At 36.3% G+C, this 21583-nt stretch carries 19 protein-coding genes and 1 pseudogene; 16 read left to right on the forward strand and 4 right to left on the reverse strand.

What is annotated here, in order from left to right:
- The first annotated feature begins 131 nt into the window (after positions 1 to 131).
- The 16 genes and pseudogenes from BN1067_RS07040 to BN1067_RS07120 all read left to right on the forward strand — a co-directional run bounded on the left by BN1067_RS07040 (position 132) and on the right by BN1067_RS07120 (position 18318).
- Positions 132 to 896, forward strand: a complete 765-nt coding sequence (locus BN1067_RS07040) for a tyrosine-protein phosphatase (protein ID WP_053218186.1) — start codon at positions 132 to 134, stop codon at positions 894 to 896.
- A gap of 274 nt (positions 897 to 1170) precedes the next feature.
- On the forward strand, positions 1171 to 2061 hold the full coding sequence (gene galU / locus BN1067_RS07045; RefSeq protein WP_053218187.1) for a UTP--glucose-1-phosphate uridylyltransferase GalU: 891 nt from the start codon (positions 1171 to 1173) through the stop codon (positions 2059 to 2061).
- Between the two features lie 3 nt (positions 2062 to 2064).
- The gene (locus BN1067_RS07050; protein ID WP_053218188.1) at positions 2065 to 3387 is read left to right on the forward strand and encodes a UDP-glucose dehydrogenase family protein; all 1323 of its coding nucleotides are present in this window, start codon (positions 2065 to 2067) and stop codon (positions 3385 to 3387) included.
- Positions 3388 to 3468: 81 nt separating this feature from the next.
- The gene (locus BN1067_RS07055; RefSeq protein ID WP_456119732.1) at positions 3469 to 4905 is read left to right on the forward strand and encodes a polysaccharide biosynthesis protein; all 1437 of its coding nucleotides are present in this window, start codon (positions 3469 to 3471) and stop codon (positions 4903 to 4905) included.
- Positions 4853 to 6601 (forward strand): polysaccharide biosynthesis protein, encoded by a 1749-nt coding sequence (locus BN1067_RS07060; protein ID WP_110943360.1) that lies wholly within the window; start codon positions 4853 to 4855, stop codon positions 6599 to 6601. The genes BN1067_RS07055 and BN1067_RS07060 overlap by 53 nt, the downstream gene beginning before the upstream one ends.
- A 191-nt stretch (positions 6602 to 6792) precedes the next feature.
- Positions 6793 to 7920, forward strand: a complete 1128-nt coding sequence (locus tag BN1067_RS07065; protein ID WP_053218189.1) for a DegT/DnrJ/EryC1/StrS family aminotransferase — start codon at positions 6793 to 6795, stop codon at positions 7918 to 7920.
- A 3-nt stretch (positions 7921 to 7923) separates the two neighbouring features.
- On the forward strand, positions 7924 to 8559 hold the full coding sequence (locus BN1067_RS07070) for a sugar transferase (RefSeq protein ID WP_053218190.1): 636 nt from the start codon (positions 7924 to 7926) through the stop codon (positions 8557 to 8559).
- 18 nt (positions 8560 to 8577) lie between these two features.
- Positions 8578 to 9114: a GNAT family N-acetyltransferase gene (locus BN1067_RS07075; RefSeq protein ID WP_053218191.1), complete on the forward strand. Its 537-nt coding sequence runs from the start codon at positions 8578 to 8580 to the stop codon at positions 9112 to 9114.
- Entirely contained in the window at positions 9101 to 10048 is a 948-nt protein-coding gene (locus tag BN1067_RS07080) for a 1-aminocyclopropane-1-carboxylate deaminase/D-cysteine desulfhydrase (RefSeq protein WP_053218192.1), read from the forward strand. Before BN1067_RS07075 ends, BN1067_RS07080 begins: the two co-directional genes overlap by 14 nt.
- Positions 10035 to 11042 (forward strand): ATP-grasp domain-containing protein, encoded by a 1008-nt coding sequence (locus tag BN1067_RS07085; RefSeq protein ID WP_234400638.1) that lies wholly within the window; start codon positions 10035 to 10037, stop codon positions 11040 to 11042. The genes BN1067_RS07080 and BN1067_RS07085 overlap by 14 nt, the downstream gene beginning before the upstream one ends.
- Positions 11043 to 11045: 3 nt before the next feature.
- The gene (locus tag BN1067_RS07090) at positions 11046 to 12212 is read left to right on the forward strand and encodes a glycosyltransferase family 2 protein (RefSeq protein ID WP_053218193.1); all 1167 of its coding nucleotides are present in this window, start codon (positions 11046 to 11048) and stop codon (positions 12210 to 12212) included.
- A 156-nt stretch (positions 12213 to 12368) separates the two neighbouring features.
- Positions 12369 to 13475: a glycosyltransferase family 4 protein gene (locus BN1067_RS07095; protein ID WP_053218194.1), complete on the forward strand. Its 1107-nt coding sequence runs from the start codon at positions 12369 to 12371 to the stop codon at positions 13473 to 13475.
- Entirely contained in the window at positions 13441 to 14784 is a 1344-nt protein-coding gene (locus BN1067_RS07100; RefSeq protein WP_053218195.1) for a hypothetical protein, read from the forward strand. Before BN1067_RS07095 ends, BN1067_RS07100 begins: the two co-directional genes overlap by 35 nt.
- Before the next feature lie 127 nt (positions 14785 to 14911).
- The gene (locus BN1067_RS07105; protein ID WP_053218196.1) at positions 14912 to 16240 is read left to right on the forward strand and encodes a lipopolysaccharide biosynthesis protein; all 1329 of its coding nucleotides are present in this window, start codon (positions 14912 to 14914) and stop codon (positions 16238 to 16240) included.
- A 164-nt stretch (positions 16241 to 16404) separates the two neighbouring features.
- A pseudogene (locus BN1067_RS20110) lies at positions 16405 to 17339 on the forward strand (UDP-glucose 6-dehydrogenase); the annotation flags it as partial.
- A 43-nt stretch (positions 17340 to 17382) separates the two neighbouring features.
- Positions 17383 to 18318 (forward strand): ATP-grasp fold amidoligase family protein, encoded by a 936-nt coding sequence (locus BN1067_RS07120; RefSeq protein ID WP_053218197.1) that lies wholly within the window; start codon positions 17383 to 17385, stop codon positions 18316 to 18318.
- A gap of 158 nt (positions 18319 to 18476) precedes the next feature.
- Here the strand turns inward: BN1067_RS07120 and BN1067_RS20610 are convergent, their stop codons facing one another.
- From BN1067_RS20610 to BN1067_RS07140, 4 genes are all read right to left on the reverse strand, one after another.
- Positions 18477 to 18902 carry a transposase gene (locus BN1067_RS20610; protein WP_110943362.1) on the reverse strand — a complete coding sequence of 142 codons (426 nt, stop codon included), beginning with the start codon at positions 18900 to 18902 and terminating at the stop codon, positions 18477 to 18479.
- 166 nt (positions 18903 to 19068) lie between these two features.
- Positions 19069 to 19635 carry a hypothetical protein gene (locus BN1067_RS07130; protein WP_053218199.1) on the reverse strand — a complete coding sequence of 189 codons (567 nt, stop codon included), beginning with the start codon at positions 19633 to 19635 and terminating at the stop codon, positions 19069 to 19071.
- Between the two features lie 705 nt (positions 19636 to 20340).
- Complete coding sequence (locus BN1067_RS07135) at positions 20341 to 20874, reverse strand: helix-turn-helix domain-containing protein (RefSeq protein WP_053218200.1); 534 nt, start codon at positions 20872 to 20874, stop codon at positions 20341 to 20343.
- Positions 20875 to 20907: 33 nt separating this feature from the next.
- A partial coding sequence (locus BN1067_RS07140) for an ATP-binding protein (RefSeq protein ID WP_053218201.1) occupies positions 20908 to 21583 on the reverse strand: 676 nt, incomplete at its 5' end.

The following is a 21583-nucleotide window of genomic DNA, read 5'->3' on the forward strand; positions in this document are numbered from 1 at the left end:
TGTGCTTACTTGAAAAAATGTACTCATTCTACATGTTTCGACATGATTTACTGTTCAAATTTTTGTAAAATCCTGCTATAATGACTAAGGCGGATAACCAAAAAAGTCCCAATTGCAGGGAGGTAAGCTTTTTGATTGATATACATTGTCATATCCTGCCGGGAATTGACGATGGGGCCAAGCATATGGAAGATAGTCTTGAAATGGCTCGAGAAGCTGTCGCTCAAGGTATTCATACCATTATTGCAACGCCTCATCATTTAAATGGCAGATACAATAACTATAAAACTGACATTCTAGGCTATGTAAGTCAATTGAATAATCGATTGCAGGATGAGAACATCCCTCTGACTGTATTGCCTGGACAAGAAACAAGAATAAATGGGAATATGGTAGACCATTTAGAACAGGGAGAGTTACTTCCTCTAAATGGCAAAGGCTATGTATTTGTCGAACTACCATCTGATCATGTACCGCGTTATACCAAACAGCTGTTATTCGACCTTCAGGTTCAGGGTTTCAAGCCGATTATCGTCCACCCAGAAAGAAACCGGGAATTGATTAAAGATCCTGATCAGTTATACGAATTCGTGAAAAATGGAACGCTAACTCAAGTGACCGCAGCAAGTGTTGTCGGAAAATTCGGAAAAACTATTCGGAAATTCAGCCAGCAATTAATCGAGGCAAATTTAACGCACTTTATTTCATCGGACGCTCACAATACAACCAATCGGGGCTTTTGTATGCAGGAAGCCATAACCGAAATACAAACAATTTACGGAAGTTCCTTGGTTTACTACTTCATGGAAAACGCTCAATTGGTTGCAGAAGGCGAAGTGGTAGTCGGAGACGTACCGGAAAAAGTAAAGACAAAGAAATTCTTAGGACTATTTTAACGTAATGTATCATTGGGTGATGCCTCCTTACCCTTATGAATGGAGACACTCGGTCATGCTGTGGGCGGGAAACCATTCTCAGCCTTAGACGCTTGTCGTCGCTAGTGTGATGTGAGGGTGGGTTAGATGCCCGTTTAATTTAATACCCCAAAGGATTACCCAATAAACTTGGAATGATAGATAACTAGTGAATGGGTGTTTAGCAAATTCCTCTTCACTAGTTATTTATTGTGCTCATTTACTTACGAAACATAACAAACTGGGAGAGAGTAACTTGAAAAAAGTGAAAAAAGCCATCATCCCGGCTGCTGGTCTGGGGACAAGGTTCTTACCAGCGACAAAAGCAATGCCGAAAGAAATGCTGCCGATCGTCGACAAACCGACGATTCAATATATCGTGGAAGAAGCAATTGCTTCTGGAATAGAAGATATTCTGATTGTTACCGGAAAAGGAAAGCGCGCAATCGAGGATCATTTCGATCACAATTTCGAATTAGAAGAGAACTTAATCAAAAAAGAAAAATTCGACCTGTTGGAAAAAACCAAGCAGCCTGCCCAAGTGGACATTCACTACATAAGGCAGAAGGAACCAAAAGGATTGGGCCATGCTGTCTGGTGCGCACGGAAGTTCATCGGCGACGAACCATTCGCTGTCTTGCTCGGTGACGATATCGTCCAAAGTGACACACCATGCTTGAAGCAGTTGATCAATCAGTATGAAGAAACCGGTTCTTCTATCATCGGTGTCCAACAGGTAGACCAAGGCCAGACGCACCGCTATGGAATCATCGATCCGAACACGAGTGAAGGTCGCCGCTATCAAGTGAACACGTTCGTGGAAAAGCCGGCGAAAGGAACGGCACCATCCAATTTGGCGATCATGGGACGCTACATCCTGACCCCTGAAATCTTCGGCTTTTTGGACAAGCAGGAAACAGGAGCTGGGGGAGAAATCCAACTGACTGATGCCATCCAGCATCTGAACGAGCTGCAAAATGTATATGCGTATGACTTTGAAGGCAAGCGGTATGATGTCGGAGAAAAGTTGGGATTTATTAAGACGACAGTTGAATTTGCTATACAGAATGAAGAATTTGGCGAGGAAGTAAAAGAATTACTACGTAGTCTCTTGTCGACAAAAACAGAAGTACAAATGGAGGGTTAAAAATTGAAGATAGCTGTAGTTGGTACCGGTTATGTTGGATTAGTCACGGGTGTGAGTCTTTCGGAGATCGGCCATGATGTCACATGTATAGATATTGACCAAAAGAAAGTGGAGAAAATGCAAAAAGGGATATCGCCAATCTACGAGCCAGGCCTTGATGAACTAATGACAAAGAACATTCAGGAAGAACGCCTGTTTTTCACTACTAGTCATCAGCATGGATTTGATAAAGCGGACGTTATTTATATTGCAGTGGGAACCCCGGAAAATGAAGATGGTTCTGCGAATCTTGCCTTTGTCGAACAAGTTGCAAAGGATATTGCCGCCAATGTAACAAAGGATACCATCGTCGTTACCAAAAGTACTGTGCCGGTTGGAACTAATCACAGGATCCAGCAAATTATCAATATTAATCTGATAAACAGTGTTAATGTAGAAGTAGTTTCCAATCCTGAGTTTTTGAAAGAGGGATCGGCGATCTATGATTCTTTTAATGGAGATAGAATTGTGATCGGTGCTGATAGCGTAGAGGCTGCAAATGTGATTGAGGATATCAATCGGCCTTTTGGTGTACCGGTTTTCAGAACGGATATTCGGAGTGCGGAAATGATAAAGTATGCTTCTAATGCATTCCTGGCAACAAAAATCAGCTTTATAAATGAAGTGTCGAACATATGTGAACGGGTGGACGCGAATATTGAAGATGTTGCTCAGGGAATGGGAATGGACAAACGAATCGGAGATAAATTCCTTAATGCCGGTATAGGTTACGGGGGCTCTTGTTTTCCTAAAGATACTAAGGCGCTTATCCAAATTGCAGGAAACGTTGATTATGATTTTGAGTTACTAAAAGGTGTTGTCAATGTTAATAAAAAGCAGCAAGGCCTGTTAATAGATAAATTGGATGAACGGCTCCCAACTATCCAAGGGAAAAGGATAGCAGTATTAGGCTTGGCATTCAAACCAAATACAGATGATATGCGGGAGGCTGCTTCGCATATAATTGTTGATAAATTACTGGAGAGAGGTGCTGAAGTAGTAGCATTTGACCCTATTGCGATAGAAAATGCTAAAAAAACGCTTAGTGACAAGGTTCGGTATGCCTATAATGTTGAAGATGCGGTAAAAGATGCTGATGCAGCTCTGATACTAACCGAATGGAAAGAAATAAAAGACGTAGATTTAAATGTTTTTTCATCTATGAACTACCCCTTGGTTATAGACGGTAGGAACTGTTTTCATCTAGATGATATGAAGGATAAATCGATAGAATATCATTCAATCGGGCGACCATCAGTGGTAGCGTCAAAACAGATGCTTGTGTGATTTTATAGAACCCAAAATATAATCTCATTAAGAAAGGTGAAGTAAATGAACTATCGCACAAGATTATCGTTATTAGTCTTGATGGATACTATCATCGTAGGCACTGCGATATTTATCGCGGCATGGATTGCGTATCCCTATACAAGTTCTGTCATTCATGCAGATGCAATTGTTATTAGCGCTATAGCCCTTGTCTTGTTTCATCATTTGTTTGCATTTGTTTATAAGTTGTACAATAAGGTTTGGTCGTACGCCAGTGTCGGCGAATTAGTTGCCATCGTCAAAGCTGTTACTTTCTCTATTTTGGCAACCACCATTTTGCAGTTTTTAGTAAACGATTTTGCACTTTATAAACGAGCTCTTATTGTAACTTGGATGCTCCACGTTATTTTTATCGGTGGTTCAAGGTTTGTTTGGCGAATTTTTAGAGATCGGTTCATCACGACTAACACCAATCAAAAGAGAACCTTAATCGTTGGTGCTGGAGCGGCAGGGGCAATGATTGCCCGGCAACTTAAAAATGAACAAAACAAAGCTGAGTTACGTCCGGTTGCCTTTGTTGATGACGATTTGTCCAAACAAAAAATGCAGCTCTATAATTTGCCGGTCGAAGGCACTGTCGAAGAGATACCAGAGATTGTGGAACGACTAAGTATCGAACATATCGTCATTGCAATCCCTTCGTTAAAAAACGGGGAGCTAAATGAAATTGTATCCAAATGCAACAAAACGAACGTGAAGGTGCAGATGCTGCCGAAAATAGAAGATCTTATGTCTGGGAAAGTATCAGTGAATACGTTGAAAAATGTCGAAGTCGAAGACGTTCTTGGGCGAGATACAGTAGAACTTGATATTCATACGATCACTGAATATGTAACTGGGAACACGGTGATGGTTACCGGCGCAGGTGGGTCTATCGGCTCGGAAATCTGTCGGCAGCTGATGAAATTTTTGCCGAAAAAAATCGTACTGGTCGGACACGGAGAATTCAGTATCTATACCATCGATATGGAGCTAAGAGGGACTTACAGTGATTCCGACACGGAAATCGTGCCGGCGATCGGCGACGTCCAGGATCGCAAACGAATTTTTGAAATCGTGGAAGAACATAATCCGACGATTATTTATCATGCAGCGGCACATAAACACGTTCCGCTAATGGAACACAATCCGCATGAAGCGGTAAAAAACAATGTAATCGGTACGAAGAATGTGTCAGAAGCTGCGGATACATTTGGCGTCAACACGTTTGTATTAGTATCTACCGACAAAGCAGTAAACCCGACGAACGTCATGGGTGCCACCAAACGTCTTGCGGAAATGGTTGTGCAGGACATGGCCCAGCGGAGCAATACGAAGTTTGTCGCTGTACGGTTCGGCAACGTGCTTGGAAGCCGGGGCAGCGTCATTCCGTTATTCAAGAAACAAATCGAAGCAGGCGGACCGGTTACGGTAACCCANATGGATTGCGTATCCCTATACAAGTTCTGTCATTCATGCAGATGCAATTGTTATTAGCGCTATAGCCCTTGTCTTGTTTCATCATTTGTTTGCATTTGTTTATAAGTTGTACAATAAGGTTTGGTCGTACGCCAGTGTCGGCGAATTAGTTGCCATCGTCAAAGCTGTTACTTTCTCTATTTTGGCAACCACCATTTTGCAGTTTTTAGTAAACGATTTTGCACTTTATAAACGAGCTCTTATTGTAACTTGGATGCTCCACGTTATTTTTATCGGTGGTTCAAGGTTTGTTTGGCGAATTTTTAGAGATCGGTTCATCACGACTAACACCAATCAAAAGAGAACCTTAATCGTTGGTGCTGGAGCGGCAGGGGCAATGATTGCCCGGCAACTTAAAAATGAACAAAACAAAGCTGAGTTACGTCCGGTTGCCTTTGTTGATGACGATTTGTCCAAACAAAAAATGCAGCTCTATAATTTGCCGGTCGAAGGCACTGTCGAAGAGATACCAGAGATTGTGGAACGACTAAGTATCGAACATATCGTCATTGCAATCCCTTCGTTAAAAAACGGGGAGCTAAATGAAATTGTATCCAAATGCAACAAAACGAACGTGAAGGTGCAGATGCTGCCGAAAATAGAAGATCTTATGTCTGGGAAAGTATCAGTGAATACGTTGAAAAATGTCGAAGTCGAAGACGTTCTTGGGCGAGATACAGTAGAACTTGATATTCATACGATCACTGAATATGTAACTGGGAACACGGTGATGGTTACCGGCGCAGGTGGGTCTATCGGCTCGGAAATCTGTCGGCAGCTGATGAAATTTTTGCCGAAAAAAATCGTACTGGTCGGACACGGAGAATTCAGTATCTATACCATCGATATGGAGCTAAGAGGGACTTACAGTGATTCCGACACGGAAATCGTGCCGGCGATCGGCGACGTCCAGGATCGCAAACGAATTTTTGAAATCGTGGAAGAACATAATCCGACGATTATTTATCATGCAGCGGCACATAAACACGTTCCGCTAATGGAACACAATCCGCATGAAGCGGTAAAAAACAATGTAATCGGTACGAAGAATGTGTCAGAAGCTGCGGATACATTTGGCGTCAACACGTTTGTATTAGTATCTACCGACAAAGCAGTAAACCCGACGAACGTCATGGGTGCCACCAAACGTCTTGCGGAAATGGTTGTGCAGGACATGGCCCAGCGGAGCAATACGAAGTTTGTCGCTGTACGGTTCGGCAACGTGCTTGGAAGCCGGGGCAGCGTCATTCCGTTATTCAAGAAACAAATCGAAGCAGGCGGACCGGTTACGGTAACCCATCCGGATATGACCCGTTACTTCATGACGATACCGGAAGCTTCCCGTTTGGTGATACAAGCCGGCACATTGGCTCAAGGCGGAGAGATCTTTGTGCTGGATATGGGGGAACCGGTGAAGATTGTCGACTTGGCCAGAAATCTGATCAAGTTGTCAGGATACACAGAAGAAGAGATTCCAGTCAAATTTTCCGGAATCAGGCCAGGAGAGAAAATGTATGAGGAACTGCTGGATGAAAAAGAAGTACATCCGGGGGCTGTTTATGAGAAGATTTATGTTGGTCGTACAAAGGAAGTCAATTTGGATGTAGTAGTTGATTTAATTGATCAATTACAGGATTACAATCCAGTAGACTTGAAAGAAGCTTTGATGGGGATTGTTTATGGGGAACGAGAGGTTGTTGCGAAGGGATCTTAATGAGAGAAATTCTAGTATGGTGTCATAATTTTTTTCTTGTGTTTATTATTGAAATAAGGGCAGTTGCCCTTATTTCAATTAATTATAAAATTGTACTTAGATTTAGTGGATTAGTAGTTCATCGGGAATCATTTTAATTCCGATCAAGTCCTAGGCTACTAAATTCTATTTTTAGGGAAGGAAGTCACAGAATGAACTCGACTGAAGTAAAAGAAAGAATATTCCTCTCTTCGCCACATATGAGTGAAGAGGGTTACGAGTTGGATTATATAAAGGAAGCTTTTGATACTAACTGGATCGCCCCCCTTGGTGAAAACGTAAATGGATTCGAAAAAGAATTAGCTGAAAAGGTTGGTTCTAAAGCTGCTGCTGCACTGTCTTCCGGAACAGCTGCTATCCATCTAGCTCTTAAAGCAGCAGGGGTTGGGGAAGGGGATGTTGTTTTTTGTCCAACACTCACTTTTTCTGCAACTGCAAATCCAATTATCTATCAAAATGCCATTCCTGTTTTTATCGATAGTGATTATGAAACCTGGAATATGAGTCCAAAGGCATTGGAAGAAGCGTTTGTGAAGTACCCAGAAGTAAAGGCAGTCATCGTTGTTCATTTGTATGGCTTGTCCGCTGACATGGATAAAATTATGAGTGTTTGCAGGAAACATGATGTGGCGGTTATAGAAGATGCAGCGGAATCATTGGGTACTTACTATAAAGGTAAACATACAGGAACTTTCGGTGACTATGGCATCTTCTCTTTTAATGGAAATAAGATTATCACCACTTCTGGTGGTGGGATGCTTGTTTCTAATAATGAAGAACGAATTTCAAAAGCTAGATTCTGGGCTACTCAATCCAGGGATCAAGCAAGGCATTATCAACATAGCGAATTAGGGTTTAATTATCGAATGAGTAATGTTGTAGCAGGAATTGGTAGAGGTCAGCTCAAGGTATTGGATCAAAGAGTTGAAAAGAAGAGATATATTCTTGAGTTCTATAAAAGAGAACTTGGTGGGCTTGAAGGTATTGAATTCATGCCTAGCAATGAATGGGATGAACCAAACTATTGGTTAAGCTCGATAACCTTGTCTGGTAAAGTTAGACCTATTGATATATTTGATGCATTGGAAACTGAGAACATTGAGTCAAGACCGGTTTGGAAACCGATGCATATGCAGCCTTTCTTTGAGAAATATGATTTTGTTGGTGAGGGTGTATCGGAAAAACTGTTTGAGAATGGTGTATGTTTGCCTTCTGATACGAAGATGACGGATGAGGACTTAGAAAGAGTTATAGAAATTATTAAAGGGTTGTGGAGATAAGTAATGAGAGCTTTAAACTTATTTATAAAACGTCTGATAGATTTCTTTGGAAGCCTGATTGGTGTAATTATTATTTCCCCAATTTTTATAATTATAGCACTGTCTATTAAATTGACTTCGAAAGGTCCAGTGTTTTTTAAACAAGAACGACTCGGCAAGGATGGTAGAGTTTTTAAGATTTTAAAGTTCAGAACGATGGTTGTTAATGCTGAAAAAATTGGAACGGGTTTGTTTGTTAAGACAGAGAGTGACAACCGTATCACAAAAGTTGGCAAATTAATCCGTGCTACAAGTTTAGACGAACTTCCCCAACTTTGGAATGTTGTTACGGGTAATATGAGTTTGGTTGGCCCGAGACCACCCGTACCTCACCATCCATATAAATATGAAGAATATAGTGAGTTTCAACGAAAACGATTCGAAATGAAGCCAGGTATAACTGGTTTAACACAGGTCACCGTTAGAAACTCTGTACCTTGGGATGAACGAATTCCGATTGACGTCAAATATATTGAAACGTTTAGTATTTGGTTAGACATTAAGATTCTTTTTAAGACACTGCAGAAGCTATTCAAACGTGAAAGTATATATACTCATAACAATGTAAAAGGGTCAGAGAAATCATCTAACATTAATTAAATTGCGGGGAGTTATAAAATGGAGATCGCGATTCGGAAATTTCAAGAAGGAGATATACCATATAAGGTACAATGGATAAATGATGATAGAAATAATAAATACTTACATTATGATTTGCCTTTAAGAGAAGATAAGACCCTTCAATGGTTCAAATCACTTGAAGGTAGAAATGATAGGGTCGATTATACCATTACTCACGCTGCCGAACCTGCTGGGTTAATAGGACTACTGAATATTGACTTAAAAAGTAAGGAAGCGGAATATTATATTTGTCTTGGAGGAGACAATTTTAAAGGTAAGGGCATAGCTAAAATTGCAACGGACCTCTTAATTCAAAGGGCTTATAAGGAATTTGGTCTTAATACGATATATCTTTATACAGAAGTAGATAATGTTCGAGCTCAAAAACTCTTTGAAAAGAGTGGATTTGTAAAAGAGGAACTACTAAAAAATGATCTTTTTTATAACGGAAAATATGTAGATAGATATATATATACCTTAGATGTAGAAAACTATATTCGTAATGTAGGTGTATTGAAAAGTGGAATTAAATAACTATCATGCAACTCCAATTCAAAGTTTAAGTGAAAATCTAAATAACAACTCATTTTATATAAAGCGAGATGACCTACTTCCTATTTCATTTGGAGGAAATAAGGCAAGAAAAGCAGTTCTTTTTTTCGAAGATTTAATCTTAAAAAAGTCAGATTGTGTAGTTACGTATGGTAGCAGCAGTTCAAATCATTGTAGAGTTATAGCGAATATTGCAGCTGCAAAAGGTATCCCATGCCATATCATTTCACCAATTGAATCAAGTCATCCAACCTCTAATAGTAAAATGATTAAACTGTTTGGTGCTTTTGTTACAAATTGTCCAGTATCTCAAGTAAGTATCATGATTGAAAGTAAAATGGACGAATTAAGAGCAAAAGGTTACAAACCTTATTTTATTCAAGGGGGAGGACATGGTGATATTGGAACACAATCTTACGTTAATGCTTATGAAGAAATTCTAAAATATGAAAAGTCATCCGGTATATACTTTGATTACATTTTTCTTACTACTGGTACAGGAACCACACAAGCTGGGCTTGTATGTGGAAAAATACTACATGGAGATGAGAGAGAAGTTATTGGAATTAGCAATGCGCGAAAAAAATCTTACGGTAGTCGAGTTGTTCTTGAAAGTGTCAGTAGTTATTTTTTGAGTCAGGATAAAGAACCATTCGAATCTGAAGATATAGCATTTATAGACGACTATGTGCTTGATGGATATGGTTCATATAACGACAAAATACTACAAACTATTAGGGATGTTTTAATTAATGATGGTATCCCAATGGATACAACTTATACTGGTAAAGCTTTTTGGGGGATGAAAGAGTTTATCAAAAAAAAACATATTACGGATAAGAAGATACTATTTATTCATACGGGTGGGACACCATTGTTTTTTGATAAATTGGAGGATCTAAATGATGAACAATAACATAAACATACTTATATTAAGCTGCGGTACTAGAAATAAAATTGTACAGTATTTCAAAAAAGAGTTAGACGACAGGGGGCAGGTATTAGCCACAGATTGTAGTGATTTAGCACCAGCCTTATATGAAGCTGATAAACACTTTATAGTCCCTAGAATGAGTGAAGAGGGATATTTAGAGGTGATCCTCTCTATCTGCAGAGAGAATGACATCAGAGCAGTTATATCATTAATTGATCCTGAACTATGTTTTCTTGCAAAACACAAACAGGCCTTTCTGGATATTGGTACGATTCCAATCGTCTCAGATTCTGATGTGGTTGAAATGTGTTTTGATAAGCATAAGATGTTTGAATTTTTAGTTCAGAATGGGTTCCAAACGGTAAAAAGTTATTTAGACAAAGAAGAGTTCTATAATGATGTAGATGCAGGAATCATTAACTATCCAGTTTTTGTTAAGCCTGTAAGAGGTAGTGCAAGTATTAATATTAGCAAAGTAACCTCACAAGAAGAAATTGAATTGTTATTTAGTAGATTTGATAACCTAATGATTCAAGAGTTCATGGATGGAACTGAATACGGTGCTGATGTTTATATAGATATGATTTCTAGTGAACCAGTTGCGATATATGTTAAAGAGAAGATTAAGATGAGGGCTGGTGAAACTGACAAATCGGTTTCAATTAAGGATGAGCAACTTTTTGAATTAATTAAAAAGTTTGTAAGAGAAACTAGGTTTAAAGGCATTATTGATATTGATATCTTTAAGGTTAATGGTGAATATTATATCTCTGAAGTAAATCCTCGTTTTGGTGGAGGCTATCCTCATGCATATGAAAGTGGGGTGAATGTGCCAAAGATGATTATTAATAACATACATGGAAACGCAAATGCAGAGGCAATCGGTAACTATGATAAAGGTATCTATATGATGAAGTTTAATGATGTAAGAATTATAAGAGATATAGCAGACATCAATTATAAGAAAGAGGTTTAGGGAATGAAATTCGTCATACTTCTTATTTTTTATTTAAATGTCTTTATAATCTTTTGGGCTATGATCGGTTACCCACTTTCATTAAAAATTCTAAATCGAATATACAAACATAGAACCCTGAAAAAAGATTATACGTATGAGCCAACGGTGACAGTAATGATAGTTGCCCATAATGAAGAGAAAGTAATACAGAAGAAGTTAGCGAATGTACTAGAGCTTAATTACCAAAGTGATAAGATCGAGTTTTTAGTTGCTTCAGATAATAGTACAGATAAGACTAATGAATTAGTTAGGTATTTCATAATTAATAATCCTAATTATAAAATTCGGTTATTTGAAGTAAAGCAGCGTAAGGGAAAAACAAATGCTCAAAATGAGGCACAGAAAACTGTTCAAAGTGAAATTCTTGTAATGACTGATGCTAATTCCATGTTGAAAACTAATTCTATAAAAGAATTAGTTTCAGCATTTACAAGTGAAGACATTAGTTATGTTAGTGGTAGATTGGTAATTACTAATAAAGATTGTAGTGACGTTACAAATTCTGAAAACACATATTGGGATAGTGATACAAAATTACGAAAAATTGAGAGCGATATTCAAACTATTACCGCAGGTAATGGGGCTATTTATGCTTGTAGAAACGCTGATTATTATGATTTTGAACCAATGAAAAGTCATGATGGAAATATGCCAAGATACTATGCTTTGAAATGTAAAAAGGCTTTATATAACCCCGATGCCATAGCGTATGAAAAAGCTGGAGAAAATATCGAGGATGAGTTTAAGCGCAAAGTAAGAATGAATCGTGGGATTTTGAGGAACATCTTACCAGATTTCCGCATATTAAATATATTTAAGTACCGCTGGTTTTCTTATTTTTACTTTGGACATAGAACTTGTAGATATTTATTATGGTTATCACATTTAATAGTTTTTATTACTAATATCATAGTAATTCAAGAACACTGGTTTTATTTGTTAACAATGGTAGGGCAAATACTATTTTACCTATTAGCGTTAGTTAAGGTGACTACAAATTCAGATAATAAATATCTTACTTTAATTTATTATTATTGTGTGACTTTGTTTGCGCAATGGACAGGAGTTTATAACATTTTGAACGGAAAGGCAAAGCCGTTTTGGGAGAAGGCTGAGAGCACAAGGTAGAAACATAATCTAACAGGATTGTAATACGGAAATGATAACAAGAAGTATTTGCTAGTGAAGCTGTTATTTAGATGTCTTGAAAGAGTTCAAGGATGACAGGGTAAATGTGTTAAAACAATTAAAAAACTAGCAGTACTAAGTAAGGTGGTTTTTAAGTTGAAGGTTCTTCATATAAATTCATACTACAGTAATGGTAAGTTTTATAGGAATTTATTCGATAAACAATCAGCAAATGGTTTTGAAATTGATGTATATGTTCCTGTTACTAAAGATTTTGATGATTCAGAAATAAATCTGGGACATTATTCAACAATAAGTAAAAACCATAGTAAATATGATCGATTCTTTTTTCATATCAAGCAAAATAAAATATATAAAGATGTTATAAAAAAGTATAAAGTAAATAATTATAATATTTTACATGCGCATTCGCTATTTACGAATGGATGCGTAGCCTGGAGATTGAAAAAGGAGTTCGGAGTTCCTTATATTGTAGCAGTTAGAAGTACTGATGTGAATGTATTTCTAAAAAATATGGTTTACTTAAGAAAACTTGGAATGAAAATTTTAAAAGAGGCTAAGAAAATAGTTTTTTTATCAGAAACTTATAGAGATTTAGTAATAGATAAATATATCCCTGTAAGTTTAAAAGAAAGTGTATACAGTAAATCGAACGTTATTCCAAACGGTATTGACGATTATTGGTTTAGAAATAAAGGTTCTAAAAAAGTATATTCTGGTTCAAATAATTTAAAAATAGCTCAAGTAGGTATTATTAACAAAAGGAAAAATCAAATAACAACTGTAAAGGCAATAGAAATACTTCAGAAGAAGGGGTACAATATAGAGTTTACCATCGTAGGTAAAATCGATGATGAGAGTATTTATGATAGGATAAAAAACCTGCCTTTTATAAGATATATATCACCAAAACCTAAAGAAGAGCTAATAGATATATATAGAGATAATGATATTTTTGTTATGCCATCTATTCATGAAACTTTTGGTTTAGTTTATTCTGAAGCAATGAGTCAAGGGTTGCCCGTTATTTATTCAAGAGGCCAAGGATTCGATAGTCAATTTAATGAGGGGCTAGTTGGATATAATGTTGATTGTTTTAATCCGGAGGAAATTGCAGATAAAATTGTTAAGATTCTATCCGATTATGATTTTTTATCATCTAATTGTATTGAACTCTGTAATAAATTTAATTGGGAGAACATAGCAAATGAATACGCGTTTTTATACTCAGATAAAAAATAGCAGCTACAAAAGTATAGATGGGGTCAATGGAACTCGATTAAGTACAGATATAGTTACAGAGGGGGAGAAAGTTAAAATCCTTATTTGGCAAATTATATCGGTAATTGGGTTAAACATTGCTTATATAATTGTTATATCTGACATATTTGATTATTATAACTTTCAGTATGAATTTGACTTTTTTAAATTTATTATAGGAATTTTTATATTACTATTAAGCCTTGGATTGGGGTTTAAAATAAATAAAGCGTATTTTTCTGCTATTTATAACGTGATATTTTTATATCTTCTTTGTGGGCAAGTAATTTATTATCAATATAATCCCGATGTTAGTATTATTCAAGTTATAGTAATATTTAGTTGTCTAATATTTATCTTTTTGTTTTCACGTATTAACAAAAAGTTTGAAAGACCAGTAAGGATAAAAAACTCCGATTTTTATATTGGGCTAGTAACAATTTTCTTATTCTTACCTTTTTTGATTCTATTTTATAACCATATAAATTTGAAAAACCTACTATTTATTGATGTATATAAAACTAGAGCTTACTTTAATGGTATTAAAAACTCTTATACTGCTTATGCATCGGCGCATTTGGCGAGAATACTGCTACCTTACTTAATTGTTAGAAAATTAGTCAAAAAGCAACATATTATGATGATACTATATATAGTAATGTTGCTATATTTGTATTTATGTGGAGCTTTAAAGAGTATTTTTATTGGTTTATTAGCATTACTAGTTTTTTATAAAGGTACTTATTATAAGAAAACAATATTTTTTATAAAAGGTATATCGTTTATTAGTTTCGGTGGAATAATAATGTATAATTTATTTGATAACATATTTATATTAGATAAATTTGTAAGAAGGGTTCTATTTGTTCCTGCAAGATTGGGTAATATAACTTACGAATATTTCAAAGATAACTTAACATATTTATCTCACTCTCCGTTTGGATTTGGAATCGTTGATTATCCATACGATTTAGGTCCGGCCCATTATATAGGAGAAGTTGTAATAGGGACTCCGGGTTTGAGTGCTAATACAGGAGTTTTCACAGAAGGTTTAATGTCCTTTGGACTTTTAGGAGGTATTGTGGCTGCACTAATTTGCAGTCTGATTTTATTATACTTTGGGATGGTTGAAATTAATCCAAAATACTTTGGGTTAATATTTGTTTACATTTACTATATGAATACCTCTGTCTTATCAACTTTATTATTAACACATGGGTTGTTTTTTCTTATGTTTTTTGCATCTTTATTTTTAAGAGAAGAAGGTAAAACATTTGTTAAGAAAAAATAACTTAGATAGTTAGTTGTTGATTTCATTAATTACCTTTTTGGTAGAAGCATATTTATCTTTTGATTGTTGTATATGTAATACTTTATGATCGTAAAAGTAGAAATATATTGTAGAAAAGAGATATCTTATGAAAGAGCTTTTAAGAAAATTGTTAAAAAGGAAATTTGTTAAAAATGTTTTATTTGTTTCTTCAGGGACCTTAGTCGCTCAAATTATTTCATTTTTACTTTTACCAGTCATTACTCGGTTATATGGACCAGACGCATACGGATTAATGGGAGCATTTCTAGCAATAATTGCAATAATTACACCAATTGCTTCACTAACACTTCCTATTGCTATAGTGTTGCCTAAAAAAAAATCGGAAGCCGTTAGTATAATTCGCACCTCCTTTTTTATAACTGGGATGATGACAAGTTTTTTATTCATTATTATACTTTTATTTCATAATAGAATTGTTTCATTGTTTCATTTAGAGAACATTGCCATTTACCTATATTTAATTCCACTGGTCATTCTGTTTTCAGGAGTATATCAAATATTGAGGCAATGGTTTATTAGAAATAAGCAATTTAGATTGCTTAGTACAGCAACAGTTGGCCAATCTATTTTTACATACGGAGGTATGGCTGGAATAGGATTTGTTTATCCTGCTGCTACCGTATTAATGGTTCTTTCTTCAATGAAAAATGGATTTGCTGCTTTGTTGCTGTTTTTTAATATAAGAACATTTGATGAATCACTAAAGATTAACTTGAAAGATTTTTCTTTGAGTTTTAATAGTGTAATAAAAAAATACCGAGATTTTCCTCTGTTTCGTGCACCTGAAGTTTTTCTTAATGCTATATCACAGGGCTTACCAGTTTTGCTAATGACTAGTTTTTTTGGACCAGCATCTGCTGGATTCTATTCTTTATGTAGGAGCGTAATGTCAGCACCAACTGAGTTAATTGGAAATTCTATTGGCGATGTGTTGTATCCAAGGCTATCTGAAGCAGCAAATAACAATGAAAACCTTACTTCTTTAATTAAAAAGGCAACTTTTTCTTTGGCTATGATTGGGATGATTCCATTTGGAATAATAATTATTTTTGGACCAGAACTATTTACTTTTGTATTTGGTAGTAAGTGGTTAACTGCAGGAAGTTATGCTCAGTGGATTGCTTTATGGTCATTCTTTGGTTTTTTAAATAGACCCTGTATCAAGTCATTGCCAGTATTAAATGCTCAAAGGTTTCATTTGCTTATGTCCATTACTATGCTTATCAGTAGAATAATAGTATTAATTATTGGTTTCTTAATTATAAAAGACGATAAAACTACCGTTGCTTTATTGGGGATTACCGGAGCTATGTTAAATCTAACGCTGATTCTGATAACATTAAAAATAAGTAAGAGTTTCGATCAAAGTAATCTATCAATCAATATTAGTGAAAAGGGTAATATTTATGAATGATTTCATTATTAAAAATTACTAAAGAAAAGTAAGAATATACAGTATTTTTAATGATGTGTTATGGAGCATAAATGAAGAGGTTAAATGCTAAATATAAAAGTAATATATGGGGGATGAGATGAAAATTACAATAGCAGGAACAGTTATGAAGTCCTATCTAATGCAAAGAACTTAATTTAACAGCAACAACTGATAATTATAAAGCTTAGAAACGTAGTTTACGTAATTATCTCAACACCTATAAATTATGATCCTGAGAAAAATTATTTTAATACTAGATCAGTTGAAGCAGTAATTGCAAATGTTTTGTCTATTAATCCAGATACAATAATAGTAATAAAACCAACAGTCCAGTTGATTATACAGAAAAAACAAAAGAAAAGTTTGAAATAGATAATATTAGCTTCTCACCTGAATTTTTAACGTGAAGGGAGGGTTTGTACGATAACTTATACCCATCTCATATAATCATTGGTGAACAGTCTGATTGAGCTCGAATATTTGCTGAATTGTTTGTACAGGGAGCTATTAAGGTAGATATTCCTGTGCTATACATGGGTGAGAGAGAGTAGCATATTTTAATGAGCTCGATTCTTATGCAGAGGTGCGAGGATTAGACAGTAAACAAATTATCGATGGGTTTGGACTTGCTCGCGTATAGTTAATTATTATATTAACCCATTCTTCGGATATGCTGTTACTGCCTGCCAAAGGATACAAAGCAGTTATTAGCTAATTATGGAGACGTTCCAAAATGACCGCAATTGTTGATGCAAATAGAACAAGAAAAGACCATGTTGCTGAAGATCATAAAGACCAATCCTGAAATAGTTAGTATCTATAGACTTACAATGAATATGGATTAAGATAACTTTAGACAATCAGTTATTCAAGGAGTTATGAAACGTATTAAAGCTAAGGGTACTGAAGTTGTTTGTATAATAGCCAGTACTTCATGAAGAGACATTTTATGATTCAAGAGTAATTAACGATTTGAAGAATTTTAAAGAGTTTCCAGAACTAATTGTTGCAAATCGATTGTCTGAGGATTTATGTGTTGTAGAGGAAAGATATATACGGGGATTTGTTTAGTAGAAGCTTATATAATATATTGAATACTTGTAGTACTGGAGGAGAAAAAAATGTTGAAAAAAAAACTCTTGAGAAAGTTTCCTATTTTTTATAAAATATATCAGGAATTTCAATTATTGAAATGTAGATACTATGGTTCATTAAATGAAAATGAATATCCAGAAAAGCTCGCTCAAATTTATAAGAAAAAAACAGGTAAAGTTTTAGATTGGAATAATCTACAGACATATAATGAAAAAATGCAATGGGCAAAATTATATGAAAACAATCCGCTAAAAACTACATTAGCTGATAAATATCTTGTTAGAGAATGGGTTAAGGATACTATAGGTAAAGAGTATTTAATCCCTTTATTAGGGGTATGGGACTCATTCGATGAAATAAATTTCGATAATTTACCAAAAAAATTTGTTTTAAAGACTAACCATGGCTCAGGTACAAATATAATTGTAAAAGATAAAAATCACTTAGATAAAAGTGAAGCGAAAAAGAGACTTGATAAATGGTTAAAAATGAATTTTGCTTATAAAAACGGGTTTCAAATGCAATATAAGAATATTAAACCAAAAATAATTGCTGAAGAGTACATTGAGGGTATTAATGGGGACTTAAACGATTACAAATTTCTCTGTTTTGATGGGAAAGTTTATTACTGTTGGATAGATTCTGGGCGATATTCTGACCATCGTAGAAATATTTACAATCTTAATTGGGAGTTACAAGAATGGCAACAACATTATTATAAAAATACAGATAACCAGGTAACTAAGCCTGAAAATTTCGAATTAATGATCGAGTTGTCAAAAAAATTATGCCAGGGTTTTTCACATGTTAGAGTTGATCTTTATAATGTAAATGGAAAGGTTTACTTTGGGGAAATGACCTTTACTAATAGTAGTGGTTTTGAAGCGATACGACCACATAAGTATAATTTAATGTTAGGGGATTTATGGAATTTACAAACTGGTGTTTATGAAAAGAGATAAGAATTTTCCTGATTTATCCAAATTTAAGTTTATCTATCTATAGAACTGATTGATTCTTCCCCCCCTTGTGAGCTTTTCTAGATTTGTGGAATAGGACGAACAACATTACTTTAATTTATTATTATAAGTAACTCAACTTTCGCAGACTGAAAGGGCTCTCACGCACTTTTAGTGATAAATAGCGAGTTTCTTTTATTTGCCTTGCTTGGTATCTCATAAAGTCTGAACATTAATCGCTTCCTAAGCAGCCTGATGCCTGCACGGCCATACAGTTGTCGCTTGATCATTTTCAGCCTGGTTATATTACCTTCCAGTACGCTATTAGTGTATGAATAGGTGAGGGCTGCCTGGATGGAGTCCTTTTCCTCTTTTAGCTTATCGATGAACGAAGTAATGTCACGGTGACCAAAAGATTTGGGGCACCTAATAAAATAATGCAAAATACTTTCATCTTTTTCTTTTATCATTTCCCTGAATAGTTGAATGAAACCATACACACCTTTGGTGTTTGGATAAAGGTTGTTTATGGCATTTAATAAATGTACCTTTTGGCAATCGGGGTATGCAGCACATCCTGCATAAATACAACTTTACATGGAGAGGTGGTGATGGTAGGCTAATTTACCAAGCAATACCAACCCTTGGCCTATTGCCTTTTACCTTTACCACAGAGGCTCCATGTCAAGTTACCGTGGGTATGAATATATATACTGCCATACTTATAATGCCGATTGCCATTTCCTACAAAAATTAAATGCCAAATACATAAAGGTATAGGACTTTGTTCAGCACTTCTCTCTCTTTATCGGAGAGTTCTTTAAGCTGCTGCCAAAAAAGCTTCCAGACCTGCTTTCGATAAATAAGCGTTTCTTTTTTCGTTTTATTTTTCTCTTTACGACGTATGGCCTCCACTTGATGGCGTATAGCGGAATTACTCCCCTTATACCTCTTTTTTCGCAGGGATCTCTCTATGCTGTCTATCGTATAGCCATCTCTTACCTGTTCCTGCAATTCCGGCAGGAAACGTTCCAAACCACTTGATCGGCGCCTCCTCCGTGCATCTGGTGGTCCTGTCAGGGATTCGTACTTTTTTACCGTGGTCCGATGGATTTTTAATTTACGGCCTATTCGTATATAAGGTAGCCCCTGCTGGCGCAAAGCTTTAACCACCAGTGCTAACTGCCATTTCTTCCTTGCATTCTCTTCCCGTCGTTTGGCGGAATAATCCATCTCAGTTGGATTTGCTTCTTCTGATGACTCCTCTTTGTACCCACTATCGGTTATTTCCTCTTTAATTCGGTGGGGCAATTCTTTCATCAAAATCCGATCTAGTAGCGAACCCAGGTTGTGTACGAGATGGAACCGGTCACTAATTTGTACAATCGATGGATTCGCTCTCTCTCTATACCATTACGGAAGGTACGAGAGCGGTCACGCGTGACCATTAGGATATTAGGACGCTCCTTAAACCATCTAGCACCGTCTCTTCTTTCCGATCCTCCAGTAGATCAATAGTGTTCATGTGTAGTGTAAATCACACAAAAGCGTTCCATATTTATGGCCTTTCCATAAAGCAAAAATCATCCAATCCCACGAAAGGGAGGTGTCTTTCACCAATTCTTTTCGATAGACTAACGCTAATAAGGCATCATGGCTGGCAGGTGTCTTCCATTGATTGCAAACTTTTTCTGCCTTTGAGTATTGCGGAGAGATTGAGCCATTAGTGTGGAGATTTGAGCCACTGTTTGCGGTCAACTGAGCCATTAAGTGCGGGGGTGAGAGCCACTTTGATGAAAGTAGTTAATAATATAAACAACCACTGGAACTACACTGGCTCCAATGGTTGTTTATATTATTATTTAAATCTCTTATCTCTTAATTCCTTATCAATAATCTCAATAGCCCAGCGAACTAGTTCCTCCTCATCTATATCCTCTTCGTCGTTCCAAATGCAGGAGGGTGAATACAGCCAAGAGATTTTACCACCCTTGCCATCTTTTTTACCACTCTCCGCCAAGGAATTTACCAGGCTACGCCAACACGTTTACCATAGGGTAAGGTCGCAATAAAAACATACGCTGGAATCGTTTCTCCTGTTGAACGGTCATTAATCTTCAATGTAGTACCAGCCCAATCTACTTCCATCACTTCACCAGGTTTTCTGCGAATAGGCATGGTAAGTTTATACTTTTTCGCATATTTCCCATAGTTCTCACAAAAAGTACGATAGGCATAGGGGATCTTTCCACCTTCACGTGCCTCTGTCGAATACTCATGATGCAATAGAGACAGGGTCACATTCTTCTTTTGTAGTTCCTTATGCACTCTTTCCCAATCAATTGGGAAGTACCCTTTCTCAACAGCCTGTTTCTCTGGGAAGAGAAACGCTTCTAGCCATGTATTGGTCATGGTGTCATTCAAGCTTTCCACGCCAAGTTTTTTGGCACGTTGAATGACATCTGAAACTGTATTCCTTGAGTGCCCAGTGCTAGAACTAATCGTTCTTTGACTGACTTCTTCAAAGTGAAGTTCCAGAATCTTTAGGTAATTAACCATAAAAAAGCCTCCTGTATAATAATGTCATGCTTGCTAGCATGCAAGGTTATTATACAGGAGGCTTTTCCTTTTTCTATTTATAGTGGCCCTGCATTCCGCAAAGGGTGGCTCTTTCCTCCGCAATGACTGGCTCAAAACTCCGCATAAGTGGCTCATTTTCACTGCAATAATCAAAAGTGTGTGTGCGCTTAGTTCATCGAAACTAAAGTAACCTAATTCATCAATAATTAGTAATTCTGGTCGGCTATATCTTTTAATAATCCGTTGGATTAACCCTTGTTTCTCTGCCTTTTGGCATTCAGCTATAAAATCATTGGCTGTGATAAAAAGTGCTTGGTGTCCATTCGTGATAGCTTCAAAAGCCATGGAAATGGCTAAATGTGTCTTTCCTACTCCTGGTGGTCCAAGAAGTAGGATGTTATCCCCATTATGGATGTATCTACCCGATAACACTTCTTTAACTCTTCGTTCATCTATACTTGGTTGAAAACTAAAGTCGAAGTCATGAATGCTCTTAAGATAGGGAAGCTTCGCTTTCTTTAGACGTTTATCTAAAGCTGCCTTTTCCTTCTGTTCGATTTCTTGTGATAATAGCGTGATTAAGAAGTCCGAATATGGTACATTATTTTTAGATGCGTCTTCAAGCAGACCATCTATTTGATCGGCGGTGTAATGCCAACCGATTTCTTCTAAGCGTTCAACTAAAAGG

The sequence above is a fragment of the Virgibacillus senegalensis genome, from assembly GCF_000821245.2.
Taxonomy (GTDB): Bacteria; Bacillota; Bacilli; order Bacillales; family Amphibacillaceae; genus Sediminibacillus; species Sediminibacillus senegalensis.

Coding starts and splice junctions, on each gene's coding strand:
- BN1067_RS07065 (WP_053218189.1), top strand. CDS start 6,793: ATGAACTCGACTGAAGTAAAAGAAAGAATATTCCTCTCTTCGCCACAT.
- BN1067_RS07070 (WP_053218190.1), top strand. CDS start 7,924: ATGAGAGCTTTAAACTTATTTATAAAACGTCTGATAGATTTCTTTGGA.
- BN1067_RS07075 (WP_053218191.1), top strand. CDS start 8,578: ATGGAGATCGCGATTCGGAAATTTCAAGAAGGAGATATACCATATAAG.
- BN1067_RS07085 (WP_234400638.1), top strand. CDS start 10,035: ATGATGAACAATAACATAAACATACTTATATTAAGCTGCGGTACTAGA.
- BN1067_RS07090 (WP_053218193.1), top strand. CDS start 11,046: ATGAAATTCGTCATACTTCTTATTTTTTATTTAAATGTCTTTATAATC.
- BN1067_RS07100 (WP_053218195.1), top strand. CDS start 13,441: ATGAATACGCGTTTTTATACTCAGATAAAAAATAGCAGCTACAAAAGT.
- BN1067_RS07105 (WP_053218196.1), top strand. CDS start 14,912: ATGAAAGAGCTTTTAAGAAAATTGTTAAAAAGGAAATTTGTTAAAAAT.
- BN1067_RS07120 (WP_053218197.1), top strand. CDS start 17,383: ATGTTGAAAAAAAAACTCTTGAGAAAGTTTCCTATTTTTTATAAAATA.
- BN1067_RS07130 (WP_053218199.1), bottom strand. CDS start 19,635: ATGAAAGAATTGCCCCACCGAATTAAAGAGGAAATAACCGATAGTGGG.
- BN1067_RS07135 (WP_053218200.1), bottom strand. CDS start 20,874: ATGGTTAATTACCTAAAGATTCTGGAACTTCACTTTGAAGAAGTCAGT.